The organism is Streptomyces sp. NPDC001970 (assembly GCF_053594115.1).
Genome location: NZ_JBSFDW010000004.1, coordinates 121,333 through 134,195, shown reverse-complemented (window position 1 = coordinate 134,195; position 12,863 = coordinate 121,333). Strand labels below are relative to the sequence as shown.

Below are 12,863 nucleotides of genomic sequence, written 5' to 3'. Positions count from 1 at the left end.
GCCCGAGGGCGGCACCCCCTGGGAGTAGGGGTGCCGCCCTCGGTCTTCAGGACGGTTGATCAACCAGAGGTCGATCAGAAGTCCATGTCACCGCCCGGCATGCCGCCGCCGGCCGGGGCCCCGGCCTTCTCCGGCTTGTCGGCGATGACGGCCTCGGTGGTGAGGAACAGCGCGGCGATGGAGGCCGCGTTCTGCAGGGCGGAACGGGTCACCTTCGCCGGGTCGATGATGCCCTCGGCGACGAGGTCGACGTACTCGCCGGTCGCGGCGTTCAGGCCGTGGCCCGGGGTCAGGTTGCGCACCTTCTCCACCACGACGCCGCCCTCGAGGCCGGCGTTGACGGCGATCTGCTTCAGCGGGGCCTCCAGGGCCAGCTTCACAGCAGCCGCACCGGTGGCCTCGTCACCCTCGAGCTCCAGCTTCTCGAAGACGCTGGACGCCTGGATGAGCGCCACGCCACCACCGGCGACGATGCCCTCCTCGACGGCGGCCTTCGCGTTGCGGACGGCGTCCTCGATGCGGTGCTTGCGCTCCTTGAGCTCGACCTCCGTCGCGGCACCGGCCTTGATGACGGCCACGCCGCCGGCCAGCTTCGCGAGGCGCTCCTGGAGCTTCTCACGGTCGTAGTCCGAGTCGGAGTTCTCGATCTCGGCACGGATCTGGTTGACGCGACCGGCGACCTGGTCGCTGTCACCGGCACCGTCGACGATCGTGGTCTCGTCCTTGGTGATGACGACCTTGCGGGCGCGGCCCAGCAGGTCCAGGCCCGCGTTCTCGAGCTTGAGGCCGACCTCCTCGGAGATGACCGTGCCACCGGTGAGGATGGCGATGTCGCCGAGCATGGCCTTGCGGCGGTCACCGAAGCCCGGAGCCTTGACGGCGACGGACTTGAAGGTGCCACGGATCTTGTTGACGACCAGGGTCGACAGGGCCTCGCCCTCGACGTCCTCGGCGATGATCAGCAGAGGCTTGCCCGACTGCATGACCTTCTCCAGCAGCGGGAGCAGGTCCTTCACCGAGGAGACCTTGGAGTTGACGATCAGGATGTACGGGTCGTCCAGGGCCGACTCCATACGCTCCATGTCGGTGGCGAAGTACGCCGAGATGTAGCCCTTGTCGAAGCGCATACCCTCGGTGAGCTCCAGCTCCAGACCGAAGGTCTGGGACTCCTCGACGGTGATGACGCCTTCCTTGCCGACCTTGTCCATCGCCTCGGCGATGAGCTCACCGATCTGGGTGTCGGCGGCGGAGATGGAAGCGGTGGAGGCGATCTGCTCCTTCGTCTCCACGTCCTTGGCCTGCTCGAGCAGGGCGCCGGAGACGGCCTCGACGGCCTTCTCGATGCCGCGCTTCAGGGCCATCGGGTTGGCGCCGGCCGCCACGTTGCGCAGGCCCTCGCGGACGAGCGCCTGGGCGAGCACGGTCGCGGTGGTCGTACCGTCACCGGCGACGTCGTCCGTCTTCTTGGCGACTTCCTTGACCAGCTCGGCGCCGATCTTCTCGTACGGGTCCTCGAGCTCGATCTCCTTGGCGATGGAGACACCATCGTTGGTGATCGTGGGGGCGCCCCACTTCTTCTCGAGGACGACGTTCCGGCCCTTGGGGCCAAGGGTGACCTTGACGGCGTCGGCGAGCTGGTTCATCCCGCGCTCGAGACCGCGCCGTGCCTCCTCGTCGAACGCGATGATCTTGGCCATGTGAAGTGGTCCTCCCGGACTGGGGTGGATTGCTCCGGACCGCGCTGGCGCCCGCGACGGACGGCCTGCAAGCCTTGTGGTTCCTTGCCCCACCTGGCCTGCGGACCTCACCTACCCGGTCCATTGTTGTCACTCTCACTCGGAGAGTGCTAACGCCAATGATTAGCACTCGGGCATGGAGAGTGCAAGCCGCTTCGAGGAAGCGTCGAGGGGGGCGACCGTCGGACGACGGGTGGGGCGGGCGGCTCCCGGAGAGGGGTCGGGCGCACGGCAGCGGGCACGACAGAGGGCCCGTACCCCAGTCCAGGGGACGGACCCTCCGCTACGTCGCTGCAGTCGGTCGGCGCTTCAGCCGGCCACACGGACCATGTCCGCCTGCGGCCCCTTCTGGCCCTGCGAGATCTCGAACTCGACCCGCTGACCCTCCTCCAGGGTGCGGTAGCCGTCCATCTGGATCGCGCTGTAGTGGACGAAAACATCCGCACCACCGTCGACCGCGATGAAGCCGTACCCCTTCTCCGCGTTGAACCACTTGACGGTGCCCTGAGCCATGCCTAACTCCCCTATTACTGGCCCTTGCACAGGACCGCACTTCGCGGACCCGGGTCAGACCTCATCCACGAAGAGGCGTGGATGTGCGCCGGAACGCGTCGACCGCGGCTGAATGTATCTGTCCAACTGCCGTCTGCAACAGGTCAATCGGACGAGAATTCTGGGCAGGGCCGAAAGGGCAATTACTGCGAATTCACTGGATTCCAGGGCAAGTCGGGCCGACCAAAGCGCGCATAAGCCGCATCGAACTCGAACACTTTGGCTGCTTCTTATCGTGTGCGGACGCATTCTCATATGCACGTGGCACAAGCAGCGGCGGGGACTTCCCCAACTCTACCGCGCTCAACCCTGCAGAATTGCCCCCTCCGCTTAGCTTGCGGAGGGGGCAATTCTGTTAACTCTGCGTGCCGCCCACCGGGTCGGCGCCGGGCCCGGAGGTCAGCCTCCGGCACTGTGTCGATGGTCAGCCTCCGGCACTGTGTCGGACGGTCAGCCTCCGGCGACGGCCGGGATGATCGAGACGCCCGCGCCGTCCGGCGTCGCCGTCTCCATCCCCTGCTCGAAGCGCACGTCGTCGTCGTTGACGTACACGTTCACGAAGCGGCGCAGCTTGCCCTGGTCGTCCAGGACGCGGGCCGCGATGCCGGTGTGGTTCTTCTCCAGGTCGGCGATGACCTCGGCGAGGGTCGCGCCCTCCGCCGGAACCTCGGCCTGACCGCCCGTGTACGTGCGGAGGATGGTGGGGATGCGGACGTTGACGCTCATGCGAGGCCAGCCTCTCGGAAAGAGTCCAGGTTGGGGCTGATGACCGCGGACATGCCCGTCGTGGGGGCCACCGCGTCCAGGGTCTTCAGGCCGTCACCCGTGTTGACGACCACCGTCGTGAGGGACGGGTCGATGGCGCCGGCCTCGATCAGCTTCTTCGCCACGCCGAGGGTCGTCCCGCCGGCGGTCTCCGTGAAGATGCCCTCGGTGCGGGCCAGCAGCTTGATCGCGTCCACGATCTGCTCGTCGGTCACGTCCTCGACGGCGCCGCCGGTGCGGCGGCAGATGTCCAGGACGTACGGACCGTCGGCCGGGTTGCCGATGGCGAGCGACTTGGCGATGGTGTCGGGCTTCTGCGGCCGCACGACGTCGTGGCCGGCCTTGAAGGCCACGGACACCGGGGAGCAGCCCTCCGCCTGGGCGCCGAAGATCTTGTAGGGCTTGTCCTCGACCAGGCCCAGCTTGATCAGCTCCTGCAGACCCTTGTCGATCTTCGTGAGCTGGGAGCCGGAGGCGATGGGGATGACGATCTGGTCGGGGAGCTGCCAGCCGAGCTGCTCGCAGATCTCGTACGCGAGCGTCTTGGAGCCCTCGCCGTAGTACGGCCGCAGGTTGACGTTGACGAAGCCCCAGCCCTCGCCGAGCGGGTCGCCGATGAGCTCGGAGCAGAAGCGGTTGACGTCGTCGTAGTTGCCCTCGATGCCGACGAGCTCGCCGCCGTAGACCGCGGCCATGACGACCTTGCCCTGCTCCAGGTCGTGCGGGATGAACACGCAGGAGCGGAAGCCGGCGCGGGCGGCCGCGGCACCGACCGCGCCCGCCAGATTGCCGGTGGAGGAGCAGGAGAGCGTGGTGAAGCCGAAGGCGCGGGCGGCCTCCAGCGCCTGGGCGACGACGCGGTCCTTGAACGAGTGTGTCGGGTTGCCGGAGTCGTCCTTGACGAAGAGCCGGCCCGGCTCGACACCCAGTTCACGGGCGAGATTGTCGGCCTGGACGAGCTTGGTCCAGCCCGGGTTCAGGTTCGGCTTGCTCGCGACGTCGGCGGGGACGGGGAGCAGCGGCGCGTAGCGCCAGATGTTGGCCGGGCCGTTCTCGATCTGCTTGCGCAGGGCCTCGGGGTCGCGGCTCGGCAGGTCGTACGCGACTTCGAGCGGCCCGAAACACAGCTCGCAGGCGAAGATCGGGCCGAGCGCGAACCGCTCGCCGCATTCGCGGCACAAAAGGCCGGAGGCCGGGCCCAGATCGACAAGGTCGGTGGTGGTGGCAACTGTCTCTACAGCCATGGAGGCGAGGCCCTTTCTCCTCATCTTCCTCATGGCGCATCTCGCCATGAGACGGATTTGGCACCTTCCCTAGCCGGGAGCCTCGCGCGCGATGATCGCAACGCCGCGTCGATGTGCGGCTTCCGCCGCGTGGCCGGCTGGAGGGTTGCCGGGGCTTCAACGGGCCGTTTCCCTCTGCCCCTCTGGATGAGCGGTATGTGATTGTCGGCGCTCGCCCCCGGCATGCGAGGGTCGGGCGCGTTGTTCAAGACTGTAACCGAACCCCCGGACGCCCGAGATGGTCGTCCGATCCGCGAGATGGAGATCACGTGCTGGAAGAGGTGGAGCGCTGGCTGGCCCGGCGGTCCTGGTCCGTGGCAGACCGCCCGCTCGACCAGCTCGTCGCCGCGAAGCGCGGAACCACGGTCAGCGTGGTGCTCCCTGCGCTGAACGAGGAGGCGACGGTCGGCGAGATCGTCTCCGTGATCCGGCAGGAGCTGATGACGGACGCGGCGTCGCTCGTGGACGAGCTCGTGGTCGTCGACTCGGGTTCGACGGACCGTACGTCCGAGGTGGCGGCGGGGGCGGGCGCGCGGGTCGTGCACCGTGACGCGATACTCCCGCGGATACCGGCCGTGCCCGGCAAGGGCGAGGTGCTGTGGCGGTCCCTGCTGGTGACGAGCGGCGACATCGTCTGCTTCGTGGACGCGGACCTGAAGGAGTTCTCCGCGGACTTCGTGTCCGGGATCGTCGGCCCGCTGCTGACCGAGCCGGACGTGCAGTTCGTGAAGGCGATGTACGACCGGCCGCTGGGCAGCACTCCCGGCCAGGGCGGCCGGGTGACCGAGCTGGTCGCGCGGCCGCTGCTGAATCTGCACTGGCCGCAGCTGGCCGGCTTCGTCCAGCCGCTGGGCGGCGAGTACGCGGCGCGGCGCTCGCTGCTGGAGCGGCTGCCGTTCCCGGTGGGCTACGGGGTGGAGCTCGGGCTGCTGGTGGACGCGCTGCACACGGTGGGCCTCGACGCGCTGGCGCAGGTGGACGTGGGGGTACGGCTGCACCGGCACCAGGACGGGCAGGCGCTGGGCCGGATGGCGGCGACGATCTACCGCACGGCCCAACTGCGGCTGTCGCGCGGGCATTTGGTGCGGCCGGCCCTGACGCAGTTCGAGCGGGGCGAGGAGGGGTTCGTGGCGCGGACGCATGCGGTGGACACGGAGGAGCGGCCGCCGATGCGGGACATCGCGGAGTACGCGAGGCGCTGGGCGGCGTAGGGGGCAGCCCCCGGCCCCGGGGAGCGTCGGTGAACAGGGCGTCCGGCGCCCCGGTCCACGGGCGGCGTAACGCGGGCGCGGCGCAGCGCGTCGACGGCGGATAGATTGCCTACATTTCAGACTTATGGGCTATACGAGACTCATGGGCGCTTGGCGCCAGAATTCCAGGACGCCCCGTCTCCTCGGGGCCCTGACGGTCCTCACCACCGTCTCCGCCGCCGTCTCGACCGGAATGCTCGCCCCGGACGGGGCGGCCGCGGCCCCCGCCGCGCCCCCCTTCGAAACGCGCTACGACGCATCCCTGTACGGCGACTTCACGACCATCGGCAGCACGGCCGACCACGGCGGCGGCACCGGCCGGGTCAGGATCCCCGAGGGCGCGCGGGTCGCCTACGCGCGGCTGTTCTGGGGCGGGCACGACGGCACGTACCGCGCCCCGGACGGCAGGCTGCTGCGCCGCTGCGCCCCCTCCGCCGGCGCCCCGCTCGCAGCCGCGCCCTCGATCAGGGTCGGCCGGAACGAGCCGGTCACGGTCCACGCCACGAACCTCGTCCAGGACCCGCAGTCGGCGCCCGGAGCGCACTACTACACCGGCGAGGCCGACGTCACCGCCGCCTTCGAGGACGTCACCGGCTCCGGCACGCCGCTGCCCGTCGCGGTCGACGGCATCTGGAGCCCGGCCGGCCCGGGCTGCACCGCGGGCTGGTCCCTGACCGTCGTGTACGCGTACGACGGCCCGGACAAGGCCCACGCCCCCACACGCCGCACCGTCCGTATCTACGGCGGCCACGCCCTGCAGCGTCCCGCCGCGCCCGCGACGACCGTCCCGGTGAGCGGCGTCCACCGCTCCCGCGGCCAGGTCCGGGCGTCCGTCACGGCGTACGGGGGTGACGGGAGCACGGACGGCGGCTTCCTCGTGAAGGAGGTCGAGGCGCCCGCCACCTCGGCGTCGTTCTCGCTCGGGACGGACAGCGGCACGGCGGACACGCACCTCGCGTCGGCGATCGCCCTTTCCGCCCCGGCGCTCGATGTGGAGATCACCAAGACGGCGTCGACGACGTCCGCCGAGCCCGGCGACAAGGTGACGTACACGATCACGGCGAAGAACCTCGGGGACACCGACCTGCCGGACGTCCGGTTCACGGACGACCTGACCGACAACCTCGACGACGCCGTGTACGACGGCGACGCAGCGGCGACGACCGGCAAGGTCAGCTACGCGGAGCCCGAGCTCTCGTACGTCGGCGGCATCCCGGCCGGGCAGTCGGTGACCGTGACGTACTCGGTCACCGTCGGCCCGGCGGGCGCCGGGGACGGGTCGCTGCGCAACAGCGTGGTGGAGGAGTCGGAGTGGTCCAACTGCGAGGCGGCCAGCGACGACGCGAAGTGCACGGTGACCCCGGTGATCGTCCACGCGGCGGGGCAGGAGGAACCCCAGGCCGCGGCGGATCCGGCCGAGGAGGCCGCCGACGACTCGAGCGGCACCCCGGTCGGCGGCACGGAAGACGACGCCGGCGACGAACTGGGCGACGACTCGAGCGGCTCGGGTGACGAGGGCGCGGAGCAGGAGGACCCCGCACCCGCGGACGCGGGCGGATTGCCTGGCGATGAACTGCGGGCCCCCCGCGCCGCCGGAAGCGCCGAGGCCACCGGGAGCCCTGAGGCCCCAGGGAACCCCGTGAGCGCCGGCACCGCCGTCGACACCCGGACCGGCGCCGCCGCCGTCGGCACCGACACTGCCGCCGCCGGGGCCGACACCGGTGCCGCCATCCAGGGCAGCCTGCCCGAGTTGGCCGCGACCGGCATCTCCGGCGAGCGGCTGTGGCTGCTCGGGGGCGTCGCGGTCTCGCTGATCGGCGCCGGGGCGATCGCGCTCGCCGCGACCCGCGAACGGCGCCGTAACCACTGACCGGGCGAGCGTCCCAGTGAGCAATCCGGGTGACCGTGTGGCCGGACTCCGCCGACGGAGTCCGGCCGTACGTTTGAGCGGATACGGGACGGGCTAGGTTTCGCGACATGGTCTCCGAGCACGCTGCCTCCGAGCGCACGGCGCAGGTACTCGTCGCCTCCAACCGCGGTCCGGTCACGTACGCCTTCCGCGAGGACGGCACGCTCGACGCCAGGCGCGGCGGCGGCGGGCTGGTCTCCGGTCTGTCCGCGATCGGCCCGGACGCGGGCGCCCTGTGGGTGTGCGCGGCGCTCGGCGACGGCGACCGGGAGGCGGTGCGGCGCGGCGTCGCCGAGCCGGGCGTGCGGATGCTCGACATCGATCCGGCCATTCACGCGGACGCGTACAACGGCATCGCCAACTCGGTGCTGTGGTTCGTCAACCACATGCTGTACCAGACCCCGCTGGAGCCGGTCTTCGACGCCGAGTTCCGGCGGCAGTGGGTCGCCTACCGCATGTACAACCGGGCCTTCGCGGAGGTGCTCGCGACCGAGGCGGCGCCCGGGGCGGTCGTGCTGATCCAGGACTACCACCTGGCGCTCGCGCCGGGGATGCTCCGCGAGCACCGCCCCGACGTCCGGATCGGGCACTTCTCGCACACGCCGTGGGCACCGCCGGAGTACTTCCGGATGCTGCCGGACGACATCGCGGAGGAACTGCTCCTCGGGATGCTCGGCGCCGACCGGCTGGGGTTCCTGACCTCGCGATGGGCGCGGACGTTCATGCGCACCTGCCCGTCGGTGCTGGGGCCGTACGACGTCGTGCCGTCCTGGCCGAAGGACGAGGCTCCCCACGTCACGGTCCGCGGTCCGGGACCGGCCCGTGGCAGGACCTGGATCGGGGTGCACGGGCTGGGGGCGGACGCCGAGTTCCTGCGGCGGCGCTCGCACGAGACGGACGTCGCCGAGCGGATGGTGGCGCTGCGCGAGCAGGTCGGACCCGGGCGGAAGACGATCGTGCGGGTCGACAGGACCGAGCTGTCGAAGAACATCGTGCGCGGACTGCTGGCGTACCGGGCGCTGCTCGACGAGCACCCCGAGTGGCGCGAGCGGGTCGTGCACGTGGCCTTCGCCTACCCCTCGCGGCAGGACCTGACCGTCTACCGCGACTACACGGCGGAGGTCGCACGGGTCGCCGAGGAGATCAACGCCCAGTACGGCACGCCCGGCTGGACGCCCGTCGTCCTGCACGTCAAGGACGACTTCGCGCGATCGCTTGCCGCGTACCGGATGGCGGACGTGGCGCTGGTCAACCCGATCCGGGACGGGATGAACCTCGTCGCCAAGGAGATCCCGGTCGTCTCGGACGCGGGCTGCGCGCTGGTGCTTTCGCGGGAGGCGGGGGCGTACGAGGAGCTCCACGAGGAGGCCATCGGGGTGAACCCGTACGACGTCACGGGCACGGCCGCCGCGCTCCACCAAGCGCTGAGCATGTCGGACGGCGAGCGGGCGGAACGCAGCAAACGACTGGCCGCTGCGGCGACCGCGCTGCCGCCGCAGCAGTGGTTCCTGGACCAGCTACACGCGCTTCAGGCGCTCGGCGAGGGCGGCCAGGAACCCGACGACTTCGGCCGGGCCTGACAGCAGCACGTCGGCGCGCTCGGCCAGCTCGGGGACCTCGGTGCTTCCGCTGCACAGGAGCAGTCCGGGCACGCCGTCGGAGCGGAGCTTCTCGACGGCGGCGTAGGCGGCGAGATCGCCGAGGTCGTCGCCCGCGTACAGGACGGCGCCGGCCCGCTGTTCGCGTACGTACTCGGAGAGCGCGATGCCCTTGTCGATGCCCGGCGGGCGCAGCTCCAGGACGAGCCGTCCGGGCTCGACGATCAGGCCGTGCCGTGCCGCCAGCTCGGCAATGGGCTCGCGCAACGCCTCGAAGGCGGCCTGCGGGTCCTCGGCGCGGCGCGTGTGGACGGCGACCGCGCGTCCCTTCTCCTCGATCCAGATGCCCTCCCAGGCGCCGATGGCGTCGAGGAACCCGGGCAGCTCGGCGCGTACGGCCTCGACGCCGGGGTGCGGGGCCGACGCCTGCACCGTGCCGCTGACCGCGTCCCAGCGCTCGGCGCCGTAGTGCCCGAGCACGACGAGGTGCTCCAGGCCCGGCACACCGGCGAATCCGCCGTACCGCACGGCGACCCCGGCCGGGCGCCCCGTCACGACGGCGACGGACGCCACGCGCGGCGCCAGCCCCGCGAGCGCGGGGACGGTGCCGGGGTGGGCGCGGGCCTGCTCGGGGTCGGGCACGATCTCCGCGAGCGTCCCGTCGAAATCGAGCCCGACGACGGTCTCCCGCGGCCTCTCGAGGATCGCGGCGAGTCCTTCACGTCCGGCGGGCGTGATCGGCTCCGGCAGTACGTGCTCCGAATGGCTGCCCATGTTCCGACCCTATCGGCGCTCGCGCCGGGCGTCCCGGACTCGCCGCAGACGGTTGACGGTCACGGGGTCGTGCGCCAGCGCACGGGGGTCGTCCAGCAGCGCGTTCAGCACCTGGTAGTAGCGCGTCGGCGACATCCCGAGCCGCTCCCGGATCTCCCGCTCCTTGGCCCCGGGTCCGGCCCAGTCGGTCCGTTCCACCCCGAGCACGGCCCGGTCCCGCTCGGACAGCTCGTCGCTATCGGTCATATGAGCAACATAATGCGCGGCGGGTTGGCGGGGGTTTCCTTCCCCGCTCCACCCCATCCCTTCCCGAACCGAGGGCTCCGCCCCCGCACCCCCGTGCCCCCATCACCGGCGGGGCCGACTTCAGCCCGAGGACGGGACACCCGGACCACCGGGCCGGTACCGCTGCCGCCGACCAGCGGGAGGGGCCCCGGGGCCGCGCCCCCTGGCCTATTCGGCCGCCTCCGCGTCCGCCGCCTCCGTCGCGATGCGCGTCAGCACCGCCGAGGGGTCCCCGCCCGGGGCCTGGGACTCCTCGGAGCCGAGCGGCAGCCCGAAGGGGTACTTCACCCCGTTCGCCTTCACCCGAAGTAGCGCCGCTGCACCGCTCGTCCCCCCACTTCTACTTGTCCGTATGTCTGTTCGTCACGTGCGAACATAGAGGTCTACACCACACGCCACGCTTCGGCAGAACAACGGAAGCCCCGAGCAGTGGACTAGACCTCTCCGGGGTCCGCGCGCGAGACTGTACGCGTGAGACACGTCATCGCCCTCGATGTGGGCGGCACCGGGATGAAAGCCGCCCTCGTGGGGGCGGACGGGGCACTGCTCCACGAGGCGCGGCGCGCGACCGGCCGGGAGCGCGGGCCCGATGCGGTCATCGAGACGATCCTCGGCTTCGCCGCGGAGCTACGCGCGTACGGCCGGGAGCGGTACGGCGAGAGCGCCGTCGCCGCCGGAGTCGCCGTACCCGGCATCGTCGACGCCGAGGCCGGCATCGCCGTCTACGCGGCGAACCTCGGCTGGCGCGACGTGCCGATGCGCGACCTGCTCGGCGAGCGGCTCGGCGGCGTCCCCGTCGCCCTCGGCCACGACGTCCGCACGGGCGGCCTCGCCGAGGGACGCATCGGCGCGGGCCGGGGAACCGACCGGTTCCTGTTCGTGCCGCTCGGCACCGGGATCGCCGGGGCCATCGGCATCGGCGGTGCCATCGAGGCCGGAGCGCACGGGTACGCAGGCGAGATCGGCCATGTCGTCGTGCGGCCCGGCGGGCCGGAGTGCGGCTGCGGGCAGCGCGGCTGTCTGGAGACCCTCGCATCGGCGTCCGCCGTGTCCCGGGCCTGGGCCGCGGCGAGCGGAGACCCGGACGCGGACGCCGCCGACTGCGCCAAGGCCGTCGAGTCCGGCGACACCGGCGCCGCGCGGGTCTGGCAGGAAGCGGTCGACGCGCTCGCCGACGGGCTGGTCACCGCGCTCACCCTGCTGGATCCCCGCACCCTGATCATCGGTGGCGGTCTCGCCGAGGCAGGAGAAACCTTGTTCACACCGCTGCGGACAGCGGTGGAGGCACGGGTCACCTTCCAGAAGCTGCCCGCGATCGTCCCGGCGGCGCTCGGGGACACCGCCGGCTGCCTGGGCGCGGGGCTCCTCGCCTGGGACCTGCTCGACTCACACAGCTCACGCGACACGGACGACTCAGAGTCGACGGACGCTCTCGACACGGAGGTAACCGCCTGATGGCCGACCGGATGGTTCTCACGGGCGCCCGGGTGGTGCTGCCCACCGGCGTCGTCGAGAACGGGAGGGTGATCGTCGACGGGACCCGGCTCACCGGGCACGCCCCTGCCGACACGCCCTCGACCGACCTCTCCGGCCACTGGCTGGTCCCCGGCTTCGTGGACATGCACAACCACGGCGGCGGCGGGGCGTCCTTCACCTCCGGCACCGCCGACGACGTCCTCACGGGCGTGCGGACGCACCATGAGCACGGCACGACCACGATGGTCGCCTCCACCGTCACCGGCGACATGGACTTCCTGACCCACCGGGCCGGCTTCCTGTCCGAGCTCGTCGAGCAGGGCGACCTCGCCGGCATCCACTTCGAGGGACCGTTCATCTCCCCCTGCCGCAAGGGCGCGCACAGCGAGAAGCTGCTGCGCGACCCCGACCCGGCGAACGTGGGCAAGCTGCTCGACGCGGCGCGCGGCACGGCGAGGATGGTCACCCTCGCCACCGAACTGCCGGGCGGCATCGACTCCGTACGCCTGCTCGCCGAGCACGGCGTGATCGCGGCGATCGGGCACACGGACGCGACGTACGAGCAGACGGTGGAGGCGATCGAGGCGGGCGCGACCGTCGCGACCCACCTCTTCAACGCGATGCCGGCCCTCGGGCACCGCGCCCCGGGACCGATCGCCGCGCTGCTCGAGGACGAGCGGATCACGGTCGAGCTGATCAACGACGGAACGCATCTGCATCCGGCGGCGCTGGAGCTGGCGTTCCACCGCGCGGGCGCGGCCCGGGTCGCGTTCATCACCGACGCGATGGACGCGGCGGGCTTCGGCGACGGGGTCTACCACCTCGGGCCGCTGGAGGTCGAGGTCAGGGACGGGGTCGCCCGGCTGGTGGAGGGCGGTTCGATCGCCGGGTCCACGCTCACCCTGGACACCGCGTTCCGGCGGGCTGCGACCGTCGACCGGCTGCCGGTCGAGGACATCGTGCAGGCGATCTCGGCCAATCCGGCGCGGCTGCTCGGCGTGTACGACAAGGTCGGGTCGCTGGAGCCGGGCAAGGACGCGGACCTGGTGGTGCTGGACGCGGACTTCGCGCTCAAGGGCGTGATGCGCAAGGGCGCGTGGCTGATCGAGCCGTAGCGGAGCCGTGGACGGGGACGTGGAACAGCGCTGACCGGGCCAGGGGAACGGCCCGGTGCACGGGCGGTTGGCCGACGGGGGTCTGGGCCAACCGCCTTCTTTTTGGCATGATCAGGACCC

At 71.4% G+C, this 12,863-nt stretch carries 11 protein-coding genes and 1 riboswitch; of the genes, 5 read left to right on the top strand and 6 right to left on the bottom strand.

All coding sequences use genetic code 11. From position 1 onward, the window contains the following. Positions 1 to 74: 74 nt before the first annotated feature. From groL to thrC, 4 genes are all read right to left on the bottom strand, one after another. On the bottom strand, positions 75 to 1,697 hold the full coding sequence (groL, locus tag ACWCP0_RS07230; protein WP_451077869.1) for a chaperonin GroEL: 1,623 nt from the start codon (positions 1,695 to 1,697) through the stop codon (positions 75 to 77). Between the two features lie 348 nt (positions 1,698 to 2,045). After that, positions 2,046 to 2,249: a cold-shock protein gene (locus ACWCP0_RS07225; RefSeq protein ID WP_003986833.1), complete on the bottom strand. Its 204-nt coding sequence runs from the start codon at positions 2,247 to 2,249 to the stop codon at positions 2,046 to 2,048. 489 nt (positions 2,250 to 2,738) lie between these two features. Further along, positions 2,739 to 3,014: a MoaD/ThiS family protein gene (locus ACWCP0_RS07220; protein ID WP_451077868.1), complete on the bottom strand. Its 276-nt coding sequence runs from the start codon at positions 3,012 to 3,014 to the stop codon at positions 2,739 to 2,741. Continuing rightward, positions 3,011 to 4,321, bottom strand: coding sequence for a threonine synthase (thrC, locus tag ACWCP0_RS07215; protein ID WP_451077867.1), 1,311 nt, complete (start codon positions 4,319 to 4,321; stop codon positions 3,011 to 3,013). Before thrC ends, ACWCP0_RS07220 begins: the two co-directional genes overlap by 4 nt. After that, positions 4,315 to 4,490, bottom strand: a riboswitch (SAM riboswitch). It overlaps the preceding gene by 7 nt. Positions 4,491 to 4,605: 115 nt before the next feature. On the opposite strand from thrC, the gene ACWCP0_RS07210 reads away from it, so the two are divergent. The 3 genes from ACWCP0_RS07210 (at position 4,606) to ACWCP0_RS07200 (ending at position 9,075) form a co-directional block, all read left to right on the top strand. After that, on the top strand, positions 4,606 to 5,547 hold the full coding sequence (locus tag ACWCP0_RS07210; protein ID WP_451077866.1) for a glucosyl-3-phosphoglycerate synthase: 942 nt from the start codon (positions 4,606 to 4,608) through the stop codon (positions 5,545 to 5,547). Between the two features lie 124 nt (positions 5,548 to 5,671). Next, a complete protein-coding gene (locus ACWCP0_RS07205) occupies positions 5,672 to 7,456 on the top strand; it encodes a DUF7927 domain-containing protein (RefSeq protein ID WP_451077865.1) in 1,785 nt (594 codons plus the stop codon). A gap of 107 nt (positions 7,457 to 7,563) precedes the next feature. Continuing rightward, positions 7,564 to 9,075 (top strand): alpha,alpha-trehalose-phosphate synthase (UDP-forming), encoded by a 1,512-nt coding sequence (locus tag ACWCP0_RS07200; protein WP_451077864.1) that lies wholly within the window; start codon positions 7,564 to 7,566, stop codon positions 9,073 to 9,075. Here the strand turns inward: ACWCP0_RS07200 and otsB are convergent. Both otsB and ACWCP0_RS07190 read right to left on the bottom strand, forming a co-directional pair. After that, positions 9,013 to 9,867, bottom strand: a complete 855-nt coding sequence (gene otsB, locus ACWCP0_RS07195; protein ID WP_451077863.1) for a trehalose-phosphatase — start codon at positions 9,865 to 9,867, stop codon at positions 9,013 to 9,015. The two genes, ACWCP0_RS07200 and otsB, sit on opposite strands and share 63 nt — an antisense overlap. A gap of 9 nt (positions 9,868 to 9,876) precedes the next feature. Next, complete coding sequence (locus ACWCP0_RS07190; protein WP_351235701.1) at positions 9,877 to 10,113, bottom strand: DUF3263 domain-containing protein; 237 nt, start codon at positions 10,111 to 10,113, stop codon at positions 9,877 to 9,879. Between the two features lie 510 nt (positions 10,114 to 10,623). Here ACWCP0_RS07190 and ACWCP0_RS07185 point away from each other — a divergent pair. Together ACWCP0_RS07185 and nagA are read left to right on the top strand one after the other, a co-directional pair. Then, complete coding sequence (locus ACWCP0_RS07185) at positions 10,624 to 11,607, top strand: ROK family protein (RefSeq protein ID WP_451077862.1); 984 nt, start codon at positions 10,624 to 10,626, stop codon at positions 11,605 to 11,607. Beyond that, positions 11,607 to 12,743 (top strand): N-acetylglucosamine-6-phosphate deacetylase, encoded by a 1,137-nt coding sequence (gene nagA / locus ACWCP0_RS07180; protein WP_451077861.1) that lies wholly within the window; start codon positions 11,607 to 11,609, stop codon positions 12,741 to 12,743. The genes ACWCP0_RS07185 and nagA overlap by 1 nt, the downstream gene beginning before the upstream one ends. Positions 12,744 to 12,863: the final 120 nt, after the last annotated feature.

Coding starts and splice junctions, on each gene's coding strand:
- groL (WP_451077869.1), bottom strand. CDS start 1,697: ATGGCCAAGATCATCGCGTTCGACGAGGAGGCACGGCGCGGTCTCGAG.
- ACWCP0_RS07225 (WP_003986833.1), bottom strand. CDS start 2,249: ATGGCTCAGGGCACCGTCAAGTGGTTCAACGCGGAGAAGGGGTACGGC.
- ACWCP0_RS07220 (WP_451077868.1), bottom strand. CDS start 3,014: ATGAGCGTCAACGTCCGCATCCCCACCATCCTCCGCACGTACACGGGC.
- thrC (WP_451077867.1), bottom strand. CDS start 4,321: ATGAGGAGAAAGGGCCTCGCCTCCATGGCTGTAGAGACAGTTGCCACC.
- ACWCP0_RS07205 (WP_451077865.1), top strand. CDS start 5,672: ATGGGCTATACGAGACTCATGGGCGCTTGGCGCCAGAATTCCAGGACG.
- ACWCP0_RS07200 (WP_451077864.1), top strand. CDS start 7,564: ATGGTCTCCGAGCACGCTGCCTCCGAGCGCACGGCGCAGGTACTCGTC.
- otsB (WP_451077863.1), bottom strand. CDS start 9,867: ATGGGCAGCCATTCGGAGCACGTACTGCCGGAGCCGATCACGCCCGCC.
- ACWCP0_RS07190 (WP_351235701.1), bottom strand. CDS start 10,113: ATGACCGATAGCGACGAGCTGTCCGAGCGGGACCGGGCCGTGCTCGGG.
- nagA (WP_451077861.1), top strand. CDS start 11,607: ATGGCCGACCGGATGGTTCTCACGGGCGCCCGGGTGGTGCTGCCCACC.